The organism is Pseudomonas sp. AP42, from assembly GCF_001728935.1.
GTDB classification, from domain to species: Bacteria; Pseudomonadota; Gammaproteobacteria; order Pseudomonadales; family Pseudomonadaceae; genus Aquipseudomonas; species Aquipseudomonas lactis.
In genome coordinates this window covers 21,166-41,113 of record NZ_LYSO01000040.1, presented here as the reverse complement: position 1 = coordinate 41,113, position 19,948 = coordinate 21,166, and the positions used below count along the sequence as shown (strand labels likewise).

The following is a 19,948-nucleotide window of genomic DNA, read 5'->3' as shown; positions in this document are numbered from 1 at the left end:
GGTGATTATTTGAGCAACCCCAAGCACCACAAACAAAAAATGTAGGAGCGAGCTTGCTCGCGAAAAACTCACAGACACCGCGTTCATTCAGGAAGCGCGCGTTATCGTTGACGTTTTTCGCGAGCAAGCTCGCTCCTACATCAGGATTGGGACAAGCCCCACATTGCAATTACTTCTTGGGCTTGGCCTTAGCCTTGGCACCACGCTGACGCTGGGCCTCGAACAGGCAAACACCCGTCGCCACCGACACGTTCAGGCTACTGACGCTACCGGCCATCGGTAGGTGCACCAGGTAATCGCAATGTTCACGGGTCAGGCGACGCATGCCTTTGCCTTCGGCACCCATGATCAGGATGGTAGGGCCGGTGAGGTCCTGGTCATAGATACTGACCTCGGCCTCCCCCGCCGTGCCCACGACCCACAGGCCGCGTTGCTGGAGCTTCTCCAAGGTACGCGCCAGGTTGGTCACGGCCACCAGCGGAATCACTTCCGCCGCGCCGCAGGCGACCTTACGCACCACCGGCGTCAGGGTCGCGGACTTGTCCTTGGGCACGATCACCGCCAGCGCACCGGCAGCATCCGCCGAACGCAGGCAAGCGCCGAGGTTGTGCGGGTCGGTTACGCCGTCCAGCACCAAGAGCAACGGTGCGCCTTCGGTACGGTCGAGCAGCTCGTCGAGCATCGCCTCGCCCCACACCTGGCTCGGGCTGACGTCGGCCACCACGCCCTGGTGAACGCCTTCGACCCACACGTCCATTTCACGACGTTCGGCCTGGCCGATGGCAACCTTGTTTTGCGTAGCCAACTCGACCAGCGCCTGTACGCGCGGCTCGCTGCGACCTTCGGCCAACCACACCTGCTTGACGCGCTTGGGATGGTGACGCAGCAATGCTTCTACGGCGTGTACGCCGTAGATTTTTTCCAGACTCATGACTTGGCCTTAGGTTTGCGCGACCCGCCGCTTTTTGTGGGAGCCGAACCCGCTTTTGGCGGGCCTTTACGGTGTTTACTTGGCTTGCTCGACGGTTTTTCCGCCCCTTGGGACTTTCCCCCAGACGCCGCTTTACCACCGCTTTTGGCTTCGTTGAGCAACTGCTGCTTCAACTCGCGGCTCTTGCGCAGCTCGGCGTTTTTCGCCGCGGCGTCGCTTGGGCGGTAGGCTTCAGGGGCCTTGTCCTTGGCGGAAGAACGACGACCGGCCTTGGCAGGTGCAGGCTCAGCCGTGGTTTTCGTCGCGGCCGTTTTGCCTTTGGACGCAGGCGCTGTGGTTTCACCACGCTTTTTACGACCTGCTGGCTCAGCCGGTTTATCAGGCATGCCGAAGTCGATCTTGCGCTCGTCCAGATCAACGCGCATGACCTGCACTTCAACGGTATCGCCCAGGCGGAAGCTGCGACCGGTGCGCTCGCCCGCCAGGCGGTGGTGCACAGGATCGAAGTGGTAATAGTCACCCGGCAAGGCGGTGACATGCACCAAGCCCTCGACATAGATGTCGGTCAGCTCGACGAACAGGCCAAAACCAGTCACGGCGGTGATCACACCCGGGAACGACTCGCCCACACGATCCTTCATGAACTCGCACTTAAGCCAGTTCACCACGTCGCGGGTGGCTTCGTCGGCGCGGCGCTCGCTCATGGAGCACTGCTCGCCCAGTTGTTCCAGGGCCGCTTCGTCGTACGGGTAGATCCGTGCCTTCGGAATGGTCATGGCACCGGCGCGCTTGACGTGCGGGGTGTTCTGCTTGGAATGGATCACGCTGCGGATCGCCCGGTGCGTGAGCAAGTCCGGGTAACGGCGAATCGGCGATGTGAAGTGGGTGTACGCCTCGTAATTCAGGCCGAAGTGGCCCTGGTTATCGGCGCTGTACACCGCCTGGCTCAGCGAGCGCAGCATCACGGTCTGGATCACGTGGTAATCCGGACGGTCTTTGATGCTGGCCAGCAGGGCCTGGTAATCCTTCGGCGTCGGGCCGTCCTTGCCTTTGTGCAGGGACAGGCCGAGTTCGCCGAGGAAGGCACGCAGTTTTTCCAGGCGCTCCGGCGGCGGGCCGTCGTGCACACGGTACAACGCAGGAATCTCGTGCTTCTTGAGGAACTCGGCAGTGGCCACGTTGGCCGCCAGCATGCATTCCTCGATCAGCTTGTGCGCGTCGTTACGGGTGGTCGGGGTGATCGCCGCAATCTTGCGCTCGGAGCCGAAGACAATCCGGGTTTCCTGGGTTTCAAAATCGATCGCGCCACGGGTATGGCGAGCGCCCAGCAACACCTTGTACAGCGAGTAAAGCTGCTTGAGGTGCGGTACCACGCCAGCGTATTCGGTACGCAGGGCCTTGGCTTCGCTGGTCTTCGGTGTTTCCAGGATGGTGCTGACCTTGTTGTAGGTCAGGCGCGCCTGGGAGTGGATCACCGCCTCAAAGAACTGGTAGTCGGTCATTTCGCCGGTTTTGGAGATGGTCATCTCGCACACCATGGCCAAACGGTCGACTTTCGGGTTCAGGGAGCACAGGCCGTTGGACAACTGCTCAGGCAGCATCGGGATCACGCGCTCAGGGAAGTACACGGAGTTGCCGCGCACCTGGGCTTCGTTATCCAGGGCCGAACCGATCTTCACGTAGCTGGAGACGTCGGCAATCGCCACGTACAACTTCCAACCGCCAGAGAACAGGCGCAGCTTGCCTGGCTTGGCTTCGCAGTAGACCGCATCGTCGAAGTCGCGGGCATCTTCGCCGTCAATGGTGACGAACGGCAGATGGCGCAGGTCGATGCGTTTTTCTTTGTCTTTCTCTTCGACTTCCGGCTTGAGCTTGGCGGCTTCTTTGAGCACAGCCTCAGGCCAGACGTGAGGAATATCGTAGGTGCGCAAGGCAACGTCGATTTCCATGCCCGGCGCCATGTAGTTGCCGACCACTTCAACGATATCGCCCTGGGGCTGGAAGCGCGCAGTAGGCCAGTGGGTGATTTTCACCTCGACGAACTGGCCGACCTTGGCTGCGCCATTGCGGCCCGGGGTGATCAGCACTTCCTGCTGGACCTTCGGGTTATCCGGCACAACGAAGCCGATGCCGCCTTCTTCGAAGTAACGGCCGACGATGGACTCGTGGGCACGGGACACCACTTCGACGATCACGCCTTCGCGGCGGCCACGGCGGTCCAGGCCAGAAACCCGCGCCAGGGCACGGTCGCCATCGAACACCAGGCGCATTTGCGCCGGGCTCATGAACAGGTCGTCGCTGCCGTCGTCCGGGATCAGGAAGCCGAAGCCATCACGGTGGCCGGCAATGCGACCCAGGATCAGGTCCAGCTTGTCGACCGGCGCATAAGTGCCACGACGGGTGTAGATCAACTGAGCATCGCGCTCCATCGCACGCAAACGGCGGCGCAGGGCTTCGAGCTGGTCTTCGGTGGTCAGACCGAATTCTTCAACCAGCTGCTCGCGGCTAGCAGGCGAACCACGATCGGCGAGGTGCGCCAGGATCAGTTCGCGGCTAGGAATAGGGTTTTCATATTTTTCCGCTTCACGAGCGGCCTCGGGATCGAGGGACTGCCAATCGGCCATTAGAGAGTTTTCACCTTGTCTATATGCGGGTTAGTTTGGCATACGCGTATTGAAACGGGAAATTTCAGGTATCAACAAGCGTTTAAAAGCTCTTTGCGACCCCCGGCGCGCACCTTGCACGACCACTGGCGAAATTTTCCAGGCTTTTTTCATGGCAGGGGTTTACAGCTCAAATATCGCTCCGTATAGTGCGCGCCATCGACGACGGCAACGTTGTTGATGCTGCCCAGGTGGTGAAATTGGTAGACACGCCAGCTTCAGGTGCTGGTGATCGCAAGGTCGTGGAAGTTCGAGTCTTCTCCTGGGCACCAAATTCAGATCAAACCCGCGAAAGCGGGTTTTTTCGTTTCAGGCCTTTGATTTTTAACGGAAAAATTGATTTATATTTTTCGAATCAGGGGTTTACAGATCAAAAGCCCCGCCGTATAGTTCGCCCCATCAACAGCGGCAACGTTGTTAGATAATGCCCAGGTGGTGAAATTGGTAGACACGCCAGCTTCAGGTGCTGGTGATCGCAAGGTCGTGGAAGTTCGAGTCTTCTCCTGGGCACCAAATTCAGATCAAACCCGCGAAAGCGGGTTTTTTCGTTTCCGGGGTTTGAAAACTTCCCCAGTGATTCCCCCCTCATCCGCACTTGAGAAGATTTATCGTTTATCCTTGCAATGATTTGTTGCATATAAGCGAGGAACCCTTCGGATGATGATCCGTGACAACCGACTCAAGACATCCCTTCTGCGCGGCCTGACCCTCACCCTACTCAGCCTGACCCTGCTCTCGCCCGCCGCCCATTCTGCCGACAAGGTCTCCCTGACCTTATACAACGGCCAACACAAAGAAGTCGGCGATGAACTCGCCAAGGCCTTCGAAGCCAAGACCGGCATTCATGTCAACGTGCGCAAAGGCAGCAGCAACCAGTTGGCCAGCCAGGTCGTCGAAGAAGGTGAGCGCTCCCCTGCCGACGTCATCTACACCGAAGAATCACCACCCCTGAACAAGCTCGGCGAACAAGGCCTGTTGGCAAAAATCGATGCCAGCACCCTCGATGTGCTGCCCAAGGATTACGTGGGCAAAAACGGCGACTGGATGGGCGTGACCGCACGCACCCGCGTCGTAGCCTTCAACCCGAAACTGATTGCTGAAAAAGACTTGCCCAAATCGGTGCTGGATTTCGCTGGCCCCGAGTGGCAAGGCAAGGTTGGCTTCGTGCCCACCAGCGGCGCGTTCCAGGAACAAGCCGTGGCGATCATCAAGCTGCACGGTCGCGAAGCCGCCGAAGAGTGGCTGACCGGCCTGCGCGCCTTCGGCAAGGTGTACAGCAACAACATGGTCGCCCTCAAGGCCGTGGAAAACGGCGAAGTGGCCACCGTGTTGGTGAACAACTACTACTGGTTTGCCCTTAAAAAGGAAAAAACCAACTTGGACTCCCAACTGCATTACTTCACCGATGGCGATGCCGGCGGCCTGATCACCGTGTCCTCCGCCGCCGCACTCAAATCCAGCAAGCATCCCAAAGAAGCTCAGCAATTGCTGGCATTCATGGCCAGCGAAGAAGGCCAGCGCGTGATCACCAACACGTCGGCTGAGTACCCGCTGCGCAAGGGCATGGAATCGAACCGGGGCCTCAAGCCATTTAGCGAGTTGCAGCCGCCGAAAGTGACCCCCGCAGACCTGGGTAACGCCGAAGAAGCCCTGGAACTGGAACGTGACGTTGGCCTGAACTGATGAACCCATCGCTTTCCGTCGCGGGGTTCACCCCCCGTCGCAAACGCCCGTCGATCTGGCTGCTGCTGCCCGTGCTGTTGCTGGTTGGCCTGAGCCTGTTGCCGCTCGTCTATGTCGGGCTCAAAACCTGGCAGGCGGGCTGGACGGAGGCGGTGCATCTACTGTGGCGGCCTTATGTGTTCGGGCTGCTGCGCAACACCCTGGCGCTGATGGTCGGCGTGACGCTGGCCTGCGGCGTGATCGGCCTGTCCCTGGCCTGGCTGCTGGAACGCAGCAACCTGCCAGGCCGGCGCCTCTGGGGCGTGATTCTTTGTCTGCCGTTTGCGGTGCCGGCGTTCGTCAGCAGTTTTACCTGGGTGTCGTTGAGCGCCCAGTTCGAGGGGCTCGGCGGCGCGATCCTGGTGATGAGCCTGTCCAAATACCCGCTGGTGTTTCTACCGGTGGCGGCAACGCTGCGCAATCTTGACCCTTCCCTGGAAGAGTCGGCCCGCACGCTGGGGCTCAACCGCTGGGGTGTGTTCTTTCGCATCACCTTGCCGCTGCTGTGGCCATCGCTGCTGGCTGGCTCACTCTTGATCGCACTGCACATGCTGGTTGAATTCGGCGCGCTGTCGATCATCGGTTTGCAGACCTTCACCACTGCGATCTATCAGCAGTTCGAACTGGAATTCAGCAATGCCAATGCGGCGATGCTCTCGGCAGTGCTGCTGCTGATGTGCCTGACGCTGCTGTGGCTGGAGCTGCGCGTACGCGGCAAAGGCCGGCACGTGCGCATCGGCCAGGGCGCGGCGCGACACGCCGAGCAGGTTCGACTGGGCAAGTGGGCGCCATTGGGCCAGGTGTATTGCCTGGCGCTGGCGATCATCGGCAGTGGTATCCCATTGGGCATGCTCGGGTATTGGCTGGCAGTCGGTTCGTCGGCAGCGTTTCCGATGGCCGAGATCGGTGAGGCGCTGCTGTCTTCTCTGGCGCTCTCGCTGGGCGGCGCCGCACTGTGCCTGGTACTGGCCGTGCCGGTGGGGTTGCTGGTGGTGCGCTACAAAGGGCAACTGGCGATCTGGGCTGAACGTTTGCCGTACTTACTGCATGCCCTGCCCGGCCTGGTGATTGCGTTGACCCTGGTGTATTTCGCCCTGCATTACGTGCCAGCGCTGTACCAGACCTCGGCGTTATTGCTGATTGCTTATGCGCTGCTGTTTTTGCCGTTGGCACAGGCGCCGATTCGTACAGCGCTGAACAAGGCGGCACCACAGCTGGAAGAGGCTGCGCGCACATTAGGCGCATCGTCGCTCAGTGCGTTTTGCAGAGTCACCCTGCCGATCATATTCCCGGCATTGGGTGCGGCGTTTGCGTTGGTGTTCCTGGATGCGATGAAGGAACTGACGGCCACGCTGCTGCTGAGCCCGACCGGGTTGAATACCTTGGCGACGGCCGTCTGGGCGCATACCTCGAATGTGGAATTTGCAGCGGCGGCGCCGTATGCGGCGTTGTTGATTCTGGTGTCGGGGTTGCCGGTGTATCTGCTTACGACGCGGATGTATTTGAGCCGCTGAAACCGCTTTCGCGAGCAAGCCCGCTCCCACATTTGGAATGCATTTCAAACTGTGGGAGCGGGCTTGCTCGCGAAGGGGCCCTCCCTGGCAACCTCAAGCCCTGAACTGCCCCAAACTCGCCTTCAACTGCGCCGCCAACCCATCCAGCACCTTGCCACTGGCCGTCGTCTCCACCACCGCCTGCGCCGCACGTTCGGCCTGGGCGTGAATCACCTCGACGCGCCCACGCACCGCATGCGCGCCCTGGGCCTGATGCTCAGCCGCGCGCGTCGCCAGGCCAATCGCCGCATGCACCTGCTCCACCGAAGCCTGTACCGTCTGCTGCAAGCGCACGCTGTCGCGCAGCACCAGCAGCCCCTCATTGGCCTGACGCCCGGCCTTGCCGATGGTCTCCACCGCCTCACGCGCGCCCTGTTGCAACGCGACGATATGCGCCTGAATATCGCCCGTGGAGCTTTGAGTCTTGCTGGCCAGCGCCCTCACTTCGTCCGCCACCACCGCAAAGCCACGCCCAGTCTCGCCAGCCCGTGCCGCTTCGATGGCCGCGTTGAGGGCGAGCAGGTTGGTTTGCTCGGCGATGCCGTGAATCACGGTCAACACCACTTCAATCTGTTCGCTTTGCTGCGCGAGCCGTTCGATCACCTGGGAACCGGCCTGCACTTGCCCCGCCAACGCCTCGATCAAGCTGCCGACTTCGGCCGAGGTCCGTGAGTTTTCATCCGTGGCCTGGCGAATATCCACCACCTGCTGCAAAGCCGCCTGCATGGCGTGGCTTTCGGCTTGGGCCTCGTCGGCCATTTGCGACAAGGCGCGCAAACTCTCGGCCACTTCATCACGCTGCAAGCCCGCCGCCGCATCGGCGCCGGCATTGCGCAACGTCATGGCGCCGATTTCCACGCCGGTACGCTGGGCCACGTCGCCCGCCTCCCGCACGATGGGCTGCAACTTATCGACAAAGCGATTGACCGCCGAGGCCATATCGCCGATTTCGTCCTTGCTGTTGATCTGCACGCGCTTGGTGAGGTCGCCCTCGCCGGCCGCCAAGTCATCCATCGCGGCAATCAGCAGCTTCAGGCGATTGACCACGCGCCGGCCCAGCACGATAGCGATCAGCAGCAACACCCCAAGCCCCACCAGTGCCAGGCCCATGCCGATGCGCCAGCGCAGGGTGCCCGCCGCGTCTTGCACGGCGCTGGCGGTGTTGGCCGTCATTTGCGTGGCAGTGGCTTGCGCCGATTGCAGCCGGGCGCCCATGGCGCTGGCGCTGTCAGCTGCGGCGCCCTTGAGGCTGTCGCCCACCAGTTGGTCACCGCTGGCGATCAGCGCGGCAAAGCGCTTATCCAAGGCTTGCAGGTCGGCCTCAACCGCTGCGGTCGACACACCCATGCGCACCTTGCCGATTTCCACACCGTTGGGGCTGATAGAGGCTTCGACGTAATACACGGACGGGTCTGTCTTGGCCGCGTCCAGCACCTTATCCAGGGCGCGCTCCCCTGCGCCCTTTGCCAGCAGGGCCTGGTTGATCGGGTTTTCGCGGTTCAGGTATCGGGTCAGGTGCTCGCCTGCGGCGTCGTCGTACACCACGAACAGCACATTGGGGTTGCGCTGGGCCCGGCGGGCAAACTCTGAAAGGGTCGGCACGTCACTGTCCCACATGGCACGGGGCGCGACCGACGCTAGCAGTTGCGCCATGTCATTGGCGGAGTCCTGCAGGTCTTTTTCCAACGTCGCACGCAATTGCTTTTGCTCTTCCTGCAAGCGCGTGGAAAGCCCTGCTGTCAGTCGCTGGCGCGTGCTGGCGGACAGGCTGTCCAGACTGGAGGTGACTTCCTTGCCGGCCTGAGCCAGTTCGCCAGACAACTTCTGGCTATCAACGCCCAAGCGATTGCCCAAATCGGCTTCCAGCGCCGTCACCGTGCTCCGCGTCAGCGCGACGGCCACCAGCACTTGCACCAAAAGAGCGATACCAAGGGTAACGAACACCGGCCGCAATAGACGGCTTTGTAACAACGAGAGAACGGCAGACACTGGAAATCCCTCCACCACGGATGCCACTAATTTGATAGCACCTCGAAAGAGGGAAACACAGCAAGGGTCGTGCCGCTTGCCGGGCAGAAACGACAAAGGGCTCCCTAAGGAGCCCTTTGCCTGTTACATCAACAGCTTATTACGCGAACGGGTGACGCAGAACGATGGTCTCGTTGCGGTCCGGGCCCGTCGAAATAATGTCGATCGGTGCGCCAATCAGCGCTTCGACGCGCTTGATGTAAGCACGAGCGTTGGCTGGCAGCTCTTCCAGGGTCTTGGCGCCCACGGTCGATTCAGTCCAGCCCGGCACTTCTTCGTACACAGGCTGCAGGCCCACGTAGCTGTCAGCGTCGGTCGGAGCAACGTCGTTACCTTCAGCATCTTTGTAGCCGGTGCAGATGTTGATGGTTTCCAGGCCGTCGAGTACGTCCAGCTTGGTCAGGCAGATACCCGAGATGCTGTTCACATCGATAGCGCGACGCAGGATTACGGCATCGAACCAGCCGCAACGACGAGCACGGCCAGTGGTGGCGCCGAATTCGTGGCCTTGCTTGGCCAGGTGCGCACCGACGTCGTCGAACAGCTCAGTCGGGAACGGGCCCGAACCTACGCGAGTGGTGTAGGCCTTGGTGATACCCAGGATGTAGTCCAGGAACATCGGGCCAACGCCAGAACCGGTCGCAACGCCGCCAGCGGTGGTGTTGGAGCTGGTCACGTACGGGTAAGTACCGTGGTCGATGTCCAGCAACGAACCCTGGGCGCCTTCGAACATGATGTCCTTGCCAGCGCGACGCAGGTCGTGCAGCTCGGCCGTCACGTCCAGCATCAGCGGCTTGAGCAGCTCAGCGTATTCCTTGCACTCGGCCAGGGTCTTTTCAAACTCGATGGCTGGCTCTTTGTAGTAACCCACCAGCATGAAGTTGTGGTAATCCACCAGTTCACGCAGTTTGTCTTCAAAGCGCGGCATGTTGAGCAGGTCGCCCACACGCAGGCCACGACGTGCAACCTTGTCTTCGTAGGCCGGGCCGATGCCGCGACCGGTGGTGCCGATCTTCAGCTCGCCACGCGCCTTTTCACGGGCCTGGTCCAGCGCAACGTGGAAGGACAGGATCAGCGGGCAGGACGGGCTGATACGCAGGCGCTCGCGCACCGGTACGCCTTTCTCTTCCAGCTTGGTGATCTCGCGCAGCAGGGCGTCAGGTGCGACCACCACGCCGTTGCCGATCAGGCACTGCACGCCTTCGCGCAGGACACCCGACGGGATCAGGTGCAAGACGGTTTTTTCGCCATCGATGACCAGGGTGTGACCAGCGTTGTGGCCACCTTGGTAGCGCACTACGGCGGCAGCATGTTCGGTCAGCAGATCAACGATCTTGCCTTTGCCCTCATCACCCCATTGGGTGCCCAGGACTACGACATTCTTACCCATAACACTTGTCCTCATTCGCGCAAACTTGGTGCCGGCGATGGCCGGCAGGAAAACTCAAGAAGCCAGTGGCGATACTTGCCAAAGCCCGTTCTGCTGAATCAATTGCCGGTCGCAGTCCGCTTCACGGGCGGCGGCCAATGGCTGCCCAGGCAAGGCCTGGACTACACGCTGACCCTCACGGCGTAACTGGCAAACCTGCTGCCAGAGCGCTGCGTCCGTACTGTCGGGCATCCAGATGCCACCAGACGGCAGCTCGACCTCAGCACGCCCCAGGGTCACCAGGGTTTTCAAATCGGTGGAAAAACCAGTGGCCGGACGCGCACGACCGAAGTCGGCGCCGATATCGTCATAGCGACCACCTTGGGCGATGGCCTGGCCAACACCCGGAACGAACACCGCGAACACCACACCGGTGTGGTAGTGGTAGCCGCGCAATTCACCCAGATCAAAATACAGCGGCAGCTCCGGGAACCGTGCCGACAAGCGCTCGGCAATCGCCAGCACGTCATCCAGTGCCGCCAAGACCGGCGCCGGCGCATTGGCCAGGCGTTCACGCGCAGCCGCCAGCACTTCACGGCCGCCGCACAGGTCTACCAGCGCCCGCAGCATGCCAGCCAGCTCAGCAGGCACACCCTCGGTGAGGGCGATCACTTCATCGATCGCCTTGCGCTGCAGGGCATCGAACAACTGTTGCTCCACTTCACCGGACAACCCGGCAGCGCGCGCCAGGCCACGGTAGATACCAACGTGGCCCAGATCCATGTGCACATCCGGCACATCTGCCAGTTGCAGCATGGCCAGCATCAGGCTGATCACTTCAACATCGCTGCTCGGGCTGGCATCGCCGTACAACTCGGCGCCCAACTGGATCGGGCTACGGGAAGACGACAACGCACGTGGCTGGGCATGCAGTACGCTGCCGGCGTAGCACAGGCGGCTCGGGCCTTCACGACGCAGGGTGTGCGCATCGATGCGCGCCACTTGCGGCGTGATGTCGGCACGGAACCCCATTTGCCGGCCCGATTGCGGGTCGATGACCTTGAAGGTGCGCAGATCCAAGTCCTGGCCCGCGCCGGTCAGCAGGGATTCCAGGTACTCGATATGGGGAGTCACGACAAACTCGTAACCCCAGCTCTGGAACAGATCCAACACCTGGCGACGCGCTACTTCAATGCGCGCAGCTTCTGGTGGCAGTACTTCTTCGATGCCATCTGGCAGCAGCCAGCGGTCTACCGTTGCCATTACGCCATTCCCCTTTGATCCGGGCGGCCAGCCCTCGGCCGAGCCTTGAGTGAAGCAGAAAATACCCGCCCCTTGCATAAACCACGCGCAAGAGCGACGTGACGAACGGCCTGCAAACGGCCTCGTCGGGCACTTTCCTCGAAAAACCTGTCACGCCTGCCGAATCAAACATGCAGACGCAAAAAAGCCGGGAATTTCCCGGCTGCCGCATCATACACCCGTTTTCTGAAAGGATCACCCCGCCAGGCATTTTAGCCGCCCGACGGAGTGCGCCTTACAGAATCACGGGCTGGTTACTTGGACTTTTCCAGGTAGCGGAAGAAGTCGCTGCTTGGGTCCAGCACCAGTACGTCGGTTTTGTTCGCGAAGCTTTCACGGTAGGCGCGCAGGCTACGGTAGAACGCGTAGAACTCCTGGTCCTGGCCGTAGGCCTTGGCGTAGATCGCCGCGGCTTGAGCATCGCCATCACCACGCGCCTCTTCAGACTCACGGTAGGCTTCTGCCAGCAGTACACGACGCTGACGGTCGGCATCGGCACGGATACCTTCAGCCAACTCGTTACCCTTGGCGCGGTGCTCACGAGCCTCACGCTCACGCTCGGTGCTCATACGCTCGAACACGCTGCGGTTCACTTCCTTGGGCAAGTCAATGGCCTTGACGCGGACGTCGACCACTTCGATACCCAATTCTTTTTCCGCCATGGTGTTCAGCGAACGGGTGATGTCAGCCATCAGCGCATCACGTTCACCGGATACCACCTCATGCAGGGTGCGCTTACCAAACTGGTCACGCAGGCCCGATTCCAGACGACGGGACAAACGCTCGTCGGCAATCTGCTTGAGGCCGGAAGTCGCGGTGTAGAAGCGCTCGGCATCCTTGACGCGCCACTTGGCGTAGGCGTCGACCATCACGGCTTTCTTTTCCAGGGTCAGGAAGCGCTGTGTCGGTGCATCCAGGGTCATCAGGCGGGCGTCGAACTTGCGCACCTGGTTGACGTAGGGGACTTTCACATGCAGGCCCGGCTGGACATCTGCCTGGACCACGCGACCGAATTGCAGCAGCACCGCACGCTCGGTCTGAGCGACGATGTAGAAGCAGTTCCAGGCAGCGATGACCACGACGACGCCCACAATCAGGGCGGTCAGCGATTTATTGCTCATCAACGGCTCTCCCTGGTACGTGTTTGCTGTTGCAGCAAGTCAGCGGCCGCACGGGCGCTCGCTTCGTTGGCAGCGGCATTCGAACCGGTGGACGGTGCACTGGCGCCGCTACGACCACCTTCGATCATCTTGTCCAGCGGCAGGTACAGCAGGTTGTTCTGCCCACCTTTGCTGCCGGTCACGAGAACCTTGCTGGTGTTGCTGAAGACTTCCTGCATGGTGTCCAGGTACAGACGCTCGCGGGTCACTTCAGGTGCCTTGCGGTACTCGGCAACCAGCTTGGTGAAACGATCTGCCTCACCCTTGGCGCGGGAGACCACTTCGTCGCGGTAACCGTTGGCATCTTCAAGGATGCGCTGGGCCTGACCACGGGCTTCCGGCACAACGCCGTTGGCATAGGTTTCAGCCTGGTTGCGCGAACGCTGCTCGTCTTCACGGGCACGGATCACGTCGTCAAAGGCTTCCTGCACTTCACGCGGTGCCGCTGCGCTCTGTACGTTCACCTGGGTAACGGTGATACCGGTACGGTAAGTGTCGAGGAAGCGTTGCAGACGCTCCTTGATTTCGCTGGCCATCAACTCACGACCTTCGGTGAGCACCTGGTCCATGGCGGTGGAACCCACCACGTGGCGCAGGGCACTTTCGGTTGCGTGTTGCAGGCTGATTTCCGGCTGATCAACGTTCAGCACGAAGTCTTGCAGGTTGCTGATCTTGTACTGCACGGTCAGCGGCACTTCGACGATGTTCTCGTCTTCGGTCAGCATCTGGCCCTGCTTGGTGTACGCACGCTCACGCGTCACGTTCTCCATGTACTTCTTGTCGATCGGCGGGAAATAGATATTCAGGCCCGGACCGACAGTCTCGTAGTACTTGCCGAAGCGCAGCACCACGGCTTGCTCCTGCTCGTCCACCACGTACACGGCGCTGTAGAGCCATACGGCCGCCAGCACGACAAGCCCCAGGCCCAGCAGGCCATAGCCACCGCCCTTGCTTGTGCGACCGCCGTCGTCACCACCACGTTTTTTCCCACCACCGAACAACCCATTCAGGCTTTCCTGCAGCTTTCGGAAGGCCTCGTCGAGATCCGGTGGCCCCTTGCGGTCGCCATTATTGCGGCGCTTACCACCCCAAGGATCCTGATTATTCGAGTTGCCACCCGGCTCATTCCAAGCCATAGCGCTCTCCATCTGATAAAGCAAAGACGCACCCACGGCGCGCCGACCAATGCTACAGAATGCCTGCTACTGCGGCACAACCGCTTTCTCAGGCTTTTATTGCAAAGTGTGTTGTTCGATGAACTCTGCCGGTACAACACCCTCTCGGCTGACCAGCCGATTGAGTTCCGAGCGTGGCAATCGAACAGCCAGCAAGCTGACACCTTCTTCGTCGTGTTCTTCTTTCTGTACCGCGCCCAGCTCGAAAAACTGTGCACGCAGTCGAGCAAAACGCTGCGGCAAGCGCAAGGTGCCGACGAACAAATCGCTGCCGAGCAATTCGGCAATGGCTTGTTCCAACAGCTCCAGACCGCTGCCATCTCGCGCCGACAGCCAGACCCGCTGGGGCTTGCCGTTCTCGTCGCGCTGTATCTGTGGCTCAACGCCCTCAAGCAAATCGAGTTTGTTATAGACCTCGAGGATCGGCAAGTCCTGGGCACCAATCTCGCCCAGCACCACCATCACCTGCTCAATCTGCAACATGCGATCCGGTTCGGCCGCATCGATCACGTGCAAGAGCAGGTCGGAATTGCTCGACTCTTCGAGCGTAGACCGAAATGCCTCCACCAGCTTGTGGGGCAGGTGACGAATGAAACCCACGGTGTCGGCCAGCACAATCGGCCCCAGGTCGTCGATGTCCAGACGGCGCAGGGTCGGGTCGAGGGTGGCGAACAGTTGGTCGGCCGCGTACACATCCGACTTGGTCACGTTATTGAACAGCGTGGATTTACCGGCGTTGGTGTAGCCCACCAACGACACCGTAGGGATATCCGCACGGGAACGGCCACGTCGCGACTGCTCGCGCTGGCTGCGTACTTTTTCCAGGCGGCCCTTGATCTGGCGCAGGCGAACCCGCAGCAGACGCCGGTCGGTTTCCAACTGGGTTTCACCCGGGCCACGCATGCCGATACCGCCACCCTGACGCTCAAGGTGAGTCCAGCCGCGAACCAGGCGCGTGCTCATGTGGTCAAGCTGGGCCAGTTCAACCTGGAGCTTGCCTTCATGGGTGCGGGCGCGTTGGGCGAAAATATCGAGAATCAGACCGGTACGGTCGATCACGCGACACTCGAAAACACGTTCGAGGTTACGTTCCTGACTGGGCGTGAGGGTGTGATTGAAGATCACCAGATCGGCTTCTTCGGCATGAACCAGGTCGCGCAGTTCCTCGACCTTGCCGCTGCCAATCAGGTATTTGGCGGTTGGCCGATGACGCGGCACGTTAAAAAACGCAACGGTCTCGGCGCCGGCCGAATTTGCCAACTCCTGAAACTCCTGCGGATCTTCGCGCGCCTCAGGGTCCTGTCCATCCAAGTGAACGAGGATTACTCGCTCACCACCACCGTGGCGCTCAAAGAACAAAGGAGACTCCTATCAGGCGTTACCTGGCTCAGCGTCACCCTGTTCATCACCTGCTGCGCTAGGCAGACGGATTGGACGAACTGGAACGACTGTCGAGATAGCGTGCTTGTAAACCATCTGGCTGACGGTGTTTTTCAGCAGGATAACGAATTGGTCGAACGACTCGATCGTACCTTGCAGTTTGATGCCGTTGACCAGATAGATGGAAACCCCAACTTTCTCTTTACGTAAAGTATTCAAGTAAGGGTCTTGTAGCGAATGCCCTTTTGACATGTGCCGCACTCCTTTAAGGATCAATAATAAAAAATCGGAAAATAGATAGCTTATGGCCGTCACACCCCCAAGGATAGACGGCAATTGCAAGGACTCAGCTCAATATGGAGACCGTTCCCAAGTATTTCAAGGCGCGTGACAGATTGTCGCTGTCCAGGCTGTCCAACCAGTGCAACTCGCTCCAGCTGCGCAGCCAGGTGAACTGGCGCTTCGCCAATTGGCGCGTGGCGATGATGCCGCGCTCCTGCATTTCGGCTGACGTCAGCTTGCCATCCAGATGATCCCAGACTTGGCGGTAGCCTACAGCACGTATCGAAGGCAGCCCTGCATGCAGGTCACCTCTTGAACGCAATGCTACGACCTCGTCCACAAACCCCTGTTCCAACATTAGTGTGAATCTTTGTGCAATTCGTTCATGCAACACCTGGCGGTTTGCCGGAGCGATGGCCAGATTCGCCACAGTATAGGGCAATTGTGACTGTCCAGATGCGCCTGCGTCAGCACTTTGCGCACTTTGTTTCAGCCGATGTTCAGTCATGGTCTGGCCGCTGACACGCCAGACTTCCAGAGCACGGGTGAGCCGCTGGGGGTCATTGGGGTGAATACGTGCCGCAGACACCGGATCTACCGCCGCCAACTGGTCGTGCAGGGCCTGCCAGCCAAGGCGCGCAGCCTCTTCTTCCAGTTCGGCGCGCACCTGGGCATCGGCAGGCGGCATATCGGCCAGGCCTTCCTGCAACGCCTTGTAGTAGAGCATGGTGCCGCCCACCAGCAGCGGGATATTGCCGCGCGCGGTGATCTCGGCCATGGCTGCCAGGGCGTCGGTGCGAAAATCCGCCGCCGAATAGCTCTGCGCCGGGTCAATGATGTCGATCAACTGGTGCGGATATTGGGCCAATAGCGCTTTCGACGGTTTGGCGGTGCCGATATCCATGTCCCGGTAAACCAGGGCAGAGTCGACACTGATCAGCTCGCAAGGCAGCACCTTGGTCAGCTCGATGGCCAGGTCGGTCTTGCCGGCGGCCGTGGGGCCCATCAGGAAGATGGCGGGGGGCAAGGCGCTCATCAGCGGCCGCGCAAGAACAGTTTGTCCAGATCGTCCAGGCCCATCTGGGTCCAGGTCGGTCGGCCATGGTTGCATTGACCGCTGCGCTCGGTGTTTTCCATGTCGCGCAGCAGGCCGTTCATTTCCGGCAGGGCCAGGCGGCGGTTGGCGCGGATGGCGCCGTGGCAGGCCATGGTGCCAAGCAATTCGTTGATATGCGCCTGGATACGGTCGCTGGTGCCGTACTCCATCAGGTCTGCCAGTACGTCGGCCACCAGGCGGTTGGCCTCGGCCTGCTTGAGCAGCGCGGGAATCTGGCGGATCGCCAGGGTTTCCGGGCCCAGGCGTTGCAGTTCGAAGCCCAGCTTCTGGAACACACTGTGATGTTCTTCTGCGCAGTCGGCTTCACGCTGGCTCACCGCCAAGGATTCAGGCACCAGCAGCGGCTGGCCGCTGAGGCCTTCGCTGGCCATGGCGATCTTCAGGCGCTCGTACATGATCCGCTCATGGGCGGCGTGCATGTCCACCAGCACCAGGCCATGGGCGTTTTCGGCGAGGATATAAATGCCTTTGAGCTGCGCCAGGGCATAGCCCAGCGGCGGAATATCACCACCGCCTTCGGGCAACGCCACAGCAGCACCCGGTTCGGCACCCGGCAGCGGCGCGAAAAACTCACGGTACGCCGCCTGGGCCTCGGCCACCGGCACCGTCGATTGCGGACGCGGGGTGTATTGATACTGATAACCCGCACCGGCACCCGAATTTGGCGCGGTGTAGGCTGGCTGCGCCTGCGGCGATTGCAGCAGGTTGGCCGCCAGGCTCATCTCACCCTGGGGACCGAACTCGCCGGCTTCCGGACCGCTCGGGCGTACCACCGCTGTGACAATCGGCGCGGACAGTTGATCATCCGGACGCACGTCGCCCAAGGCGCGGTGCAGCGTGCCATACAGGAAGTCATGCACCATGCGCCCGTCACGGAAGCGCACTTCGTGCTTGGTCGGGTGCACATTGACGTCGACCACCGAAGGGTCAACCTCAAAGAACAGCACAAAGGTGGGGTGGCGCCCGTTAAACAGCACATCGCGATAAGCCTGGCGTACCGCGTGGGCCACCAGTTTGTCGCGTACCGCCCGGCCGTTTACAAAGAAATACTGCAAGTCGGCCTGGCTGCGGGAGAACGTCGGCAACCCGACCCAGCCCCACAACCTCAAGCCATTGCGCTCGATCTCAATCGGCAGCGCCTGCTCCAGGAACCCGCTGCCACACACCGCCGCCACCCGCCGAGCACGCGCGGCGTCGTCGTTGGCTTCGTGCAGGCTGAGGATGGTCTTGCCATTGTGGCGCAAGTGAAAGGCCACATCGAAACGCGCCAAGGCCAGGCGCTTGATGACTTCTTGCAGGTGATCGAATTCGGTTTTCTCGGCCTTGAGGAATTTGCGCCGCGCCGGGGTATTGAAGAACAGGTCGCGCACTTCCACCGAGGTGCCCACCGGATGCGCCGCCGGCTGGACCCGAGGCGCCATGTCGCGGCCTTCGGTTTCCACTTGCCACGCTTGCTCGGCGCTGCGGGTGCGGGAGGTCAGGGTCAGGCGGGCCACGGAGCTGATGGAGGCCAGGGCCTCACCGCGAAAGCCCAGGCTCATGACCCGCTCCAGGTCTTCCAGGTCGCGGATCTTGCTGGTGGCGTGACGGGCCAGGGCCAGGGGCAGGTCATCCGAAGAGATGCCGCTGCCATCGTCACGTACCCGCAGCAGCTTGACGCCGCCCTGCTCCACATCGACATCGATGCGTTTGGCACCGGAGTCGATGCTGTTTTCCAGCAATTCCTTGATCACCGACGCCGGGCGCTCAACCACCTCACCCGCGGCGATCTGGTTGGCAAGGCGCGGGCTGAGCAATTCAATGCGCGAGCCGCTGTTCAAGGTGGATTCGCTCATTACTGCGCCGCCAATGAAGTGCCGGGGATGGTCAACACCTGGCCGATCTTCAACTCATCGGTTTTCAGGTTATTGGCGCTGCGCAACGCTGCAGGCGTGACCTGGAAACGCACGGCCAGCATGGCAACGGTATCACCGGGTTGCACACGATGGTCACGCGGGCCCTGGGCGATTTTGCCGGAGTCGCGCAGCCAGGCGATATAAGTGCCCGGCGGCGGGTTCTGCTGGAAGAACTGGCGCACGCCGGCGCTGATCGAGCGCGCCAACGCTTGCTGGTGGCTGGCGCTGGCCAGTTTCGACGCTTCGTTGGCGTTGGAGATAAACCCGGTTTCCACCAGGATCGACGGGATATCCGGCGATTTCAACACCATGAACCCGGCTTGTTCCACGCGCTGTTTGTGCAGCGAGGTCACGCGCCCGATATTGCTCAGGACTTTCTGGCCCACGTTGAGGCTGGAGGTCAACGAGGCGGTCATCGACAGGTCGAGCAGTACGCCTGCGAGCATCTTGTCCTTGTCATCAAGGGACACGTTGCCCGCGCCACCGATCAAGTCGGAACGGTTTTCGCTGTCGGCCAGCCAGCGCGCGGTCTCGGAGGTAGCGCCGCGATCCGACAGGGCAAATACCGAGGCGCCAAACGCAGCGGTTGAAGGCGCGGCGTCGGCGTGAATGGACACGAACAGGTCCGCGCCCTTCTTACGGGCAATTTCGGTACGGCCACGCAACGGAATGAAGTAGTCACCGGTGCGGGTCAGTTCGGCGCGGTAGCCTTTCATACCGTTGACCTGGCGCTGCAGTTCACGGGCGATGGCGAGCACCACGTCTTTCTCATGCTGGCCGCGTGAGCCGGAAGCCCCCGGGTCTTCGCCACCGTGGCCGGCGTCGATCACCACGATGATGTCGCGCTTGCCGGCCGGTGCGGGCGGCGGCGGTGGCAGCTTGACCTGGGGTTGCGAAGGGTTGACCGGCACCGCAGGCACCGTCGCCACGCTCGGCGTTGGCGCAGGCGGCGGTGCGGCGTCGGCGGGGTTGTCGAACAGGTCGACCACCAGGCGGTTGCCGTACTGGGCGTTGGGGGCCAGGGAGAAGCTTTTGGGGGTCACGGCCTTTTTCAGGTCGATGACCACACGCAGGTCGGTCGGCGTACGTTGAGCCGAGCGCATCGCAGTAATGGGTGTGTTGGCGGTGGAGACTTTCAGCGGCGCGGCCAGGCTGGCACCGTTGATGTCGATCACCAGGCGATCAGGCGCCGTCAAGGTAAAGACGCTGTGCTGGACCGGGCCAGACAGGTCGAACACCAGTCGCGTGTTATCCGGCGCTCGCCACAGGCGAACACTTTTCACCTGTGAAGCAGCCAGAGCATTGACAGTCATTGCCGCAAGCAACACCCCCACGACAGCAACCAACGCGCGAAAGCGCATACCTAACCCC

Annotated in this window: 14 protein-coding genes and 2 tRNA genes; 4 read left to right on the top strand and 12 right to left on the bottom strand. The window is 61.2% G+C overall.

Features of this window, described 5'->3' with window-relative positions; genetic code table 11:
- Positions 1–169: 169 nt before the first annotated feature.
- Positions 170–931 carry a 23S rRNA (guanosine(2251)-2'-O)-methyltransferase RlmB gene (gene rlmB / locus A7K61_RS16285; RefSeq protein WP_003188074.1) on the bottom strand — a complete coding sequence of 254 codons (762 nt, stop codon included), beginning with the start codon at positions 929–931 and terminating at the stop codon, positions 170–172.
- A complete protein-coding gene (rnr, locus tag A7K61_RS16280; protein ID WP_069557936.1) occupies positions 928–3,555 on the bottom strand; it encodes a ribonuclease R in 2,628 nt (875 codons plus the stop codon). Before rnr ends, rlmB begins: the two co-directional genes overlap by 4 nt.
- Before the next feature lie 224 nt (positions 3,556–3,779).
- Between rnr and A7K61_RS16275 the strand changes: the two genes are divergently transcribed.
- The 4 genes from A7K61_RS16275 (at position 3,780) to A7K61_RS16260 (ending at position 6,830) form a co-directional block, all read left to right on the top strand.
- A tRNA-Leu gene (locus A7K61_RS16275) sits at positions 3,780–3,866 on the top strand.
- Positions 3,867–4,020: 154 nt separating this feature from the next.
- Positions 4,021–4,107: transfer RNA gene (locus A7K61_RS16270), tRNA-Leu, on the top strand.
- A gap of 144 nt (positions 4,108–4,251) precedes the next feature.
- Entirely contained in the window at positions 4,252–5,277 is a 1,026-nt protein-coding gene (locus tag A7K61_RS16265; protein ID WP_003188071.1) for an extracellular solute-binding protein, read from the top strand.
- Complete coding sequence (locus tag A7K61_RS16260) at positions 5,277–6,830, top strand: iron ABC transporter permease (protein WP_069557935.1); 1,554 nt, start codon at positions 5,277–5,279, stop codon at positions 6,828–6,830. The genes A7K61_RS16265 and A7K61_RS16260 overlap by 1 nt, the downstream gene beginning before the upstream one ends.
- A gap of 93 nt (positions 6,831–6,923) precedes the next feature.
- Here A7K61_RS16260 and A7K61_RS16255 read toward each other — a convergent pair whose 3' ends face one another.
- From A7K61_RS16255 to A7K61_RS16210, 10 genes are all read right to left on the bottom strand, one after another.
- Entirely contained in the window at positions 6,924–8,858 is a 1,935-nt protein-coding gene (locus tag A7K61_RS16255; protein WP_069557934.1) for a methyl-accepting chemotaxis protein, read from the bottom strand.
- A 139-nt stretch (positions 8,859–8,997) separates the two neighbouring features.
- Positions 8,998–10,287: an adenylosuccinate synthase gene (locus A7K61_RS16250; RefSeq protein ID WP_003188067.1), complete on the bottom strand. Its 1,290-nt coding sequence runs from the start codon at positions 10,285–10,287 to the stop codon at positions 8,998–9,000.
- A gap of 54 nt (positions 10,288–10,341) precedes the next feature.
- A complete protein-coding gene (locus A7K61_RS16245) occupies positions 10,342–11,529 on the bottom strand; it encodes an ATP phosphoribosyltransferase regulatory subunit (protein WP_044270992.1) in 1,188 nt (395 codons plus the stop codon).
- Positions 11,530–11,822: 293 nt separating this feature from the next.
- A complete protein-coding gene (gene hflC / locus A7K61_RS16240) occupies positions 11,823–12,689 on the bottom strand; it encodes a protease modulator HflC (protein WP_003188064.1) in 867 nt (288 codons plus the stop codon).
- The gene (gene hflK, locus A7K61_RS16235; protein ID WP_003188062.1) at positions 12,689–13,864 is read right to left on the bottom strand and encodes an FtsH protease activity modulator HflK; all 1,176 of its coding nucleotides are present in this window, start codon (positions 13,862–13,864) and stop codon (positions 12,689–12,691) included. The genes hflC and hflK overlap by 1 nt, the downstream gene beginning before the upstream one ends.
- Positions 13,865–13,960: 96 nt before the next feature.
- Positions 13,961–15,262 (bottom strand): ribosome rescue GTPase HflX, encoded by a 1,302-nt coding sequence (gene hflX, locus A7K61_RS16230; RefSeq protein ID WP_003188061.1) that lies wholly within the window; start codon positions 15,260–15,262, stop codon positions 13,961–13,963.
- 12 nt (positions 15,263–15,274) lie between these two features.
- A complete protein-coding gene (gene hfq / locus A7K61_RS16225; protein ID WP_003188059.1) occupies positions 15,275–15,535 on the bottom strand; it encodes an RNA chaperone Hfq in 261 nt (86 codons plus the stop codon).
- Between the two features lie 94 nt (positions 15,536–15,629).
- Complete coding sequence (gene miaA / locus A7K61_RS16220; RefSeq protein WP_044270989.1) at positions 15,630–16,601, bottom strand: tRNA (adenosine(37)-N6)-dimethylallyltransferase MiaA; 972 nt, start codon at positions 16,599–16,601, stop codon at positions 15,630–15,632.
- Positions 16,601–18,517 (bottom strand): DNA mismatch repair endonuclease MutL, encoded by a 1,917-nt coding sequence (mutL, locus tag A7K61_RS16215; RefSeq protein WP_032893843.1) that lies wholly within the window; start codon positions 18,515–18,517, stop codon positions 16,601–16,603. The genes miaA and mutL overlap by 1 nt, the downstream gene beginning before the upstream one ends.
- Complete coding sequence (locus A7K61_RS16210) at positions 18,517–19,938, bottom strand: N-acetylmuramoyl-L-alanine amidase (RefSeq protein ID WP_003188054.1); 1,422 nt, start codon at positions 19,936–19,938, stop codon at positions 18,517–18,519. The genes mutL and A7K61_RS16210 overlap by 1 nt, the downstream gene beginning before the upstream one ends.
- Positions 19,939–19,948 lie beyond the last annotated feature (10 nt).

Coding starts and splice junctions, on each gene's coding strand:
- A7K61_RS16210 (WP_003188054.1), bottom strand. CDS start 19,938: ATGCGCTTTCGCGCGTTGGTTGCTGTCGTGGGGGTGTTGCTTGCGGCA.
- mutL (WP_032893843.1), bottom strand. CDS start 18,517: ATGAGCGAATCCACCTTGAACAGCGGCTCGCGCATTGAATTGCTCAGC.
- A7K61_RS16265 (WP_003188071.1), top strand. CDS start 4,252: ATGATGATCCGTGACAACCGACTCAAGACATCCCTTCTGCGCGGCCTG.
- A7K61_RS16260 (WP_069557935.1), top strand. CDS start 5,277: ATGAACCCATCGCTTTCCGTCGCGGGGTTCACCCCCCGTCGCAAACGC.
- miaA (WP_044270989.1), bottom strand. CDS start 16,601: ATGAGCGCCTTGCCCCCCGCCATCTTCCTGATGGGCCCCACGGCCGCC.
- hflC (WP_003188064.1), bottom strand. CDS start 12,689: ATGAGCAATAAATCGCTGACCGCCCTGATTGTGGGCGTCGTCGTGGTC.
- hfq (WP_003188059.1), bottom strand. CDS start 15,535: ATGTCAAAAGGGCATTCGCTACAAGACCCTTACTTGAATACTTTACGT.
- rnr (WP_069557936.1), bottom strand. CDS start 3,555: ATGGCCGATTGGCAGTCCCTCGATCCCGAGGCCGCTCGTGAAGCGGAA.
- hflK (WP_003188062.1), bottom strand. CDS start 13,864: ATGGCTTGGAATGAGCCGGGTGGCAACTCGAATAATCAGGATCCTTGG.
- A7K61_RS16250 (WP_003188067.1), bottom strand. CDS start 10,287: ATGGGTAAGAATGTCGTAGTCCTGGGCACCCAATGGGGTGATGAGGGC.
- A7K61_RS16245 (WP_044270992.1), bottom strand. CDS start 11,529: ATGGCAACGGTAGACCGCTGGCTGCTGCCAGATGGCATCGAAGAAGTA.
- rlmB (WP_003188074.1), bottom strand. CDS start 931: ATGAGTCTGGAAAAAATCTACGGCGTACACGCCGTAGAAGCATTGCTG.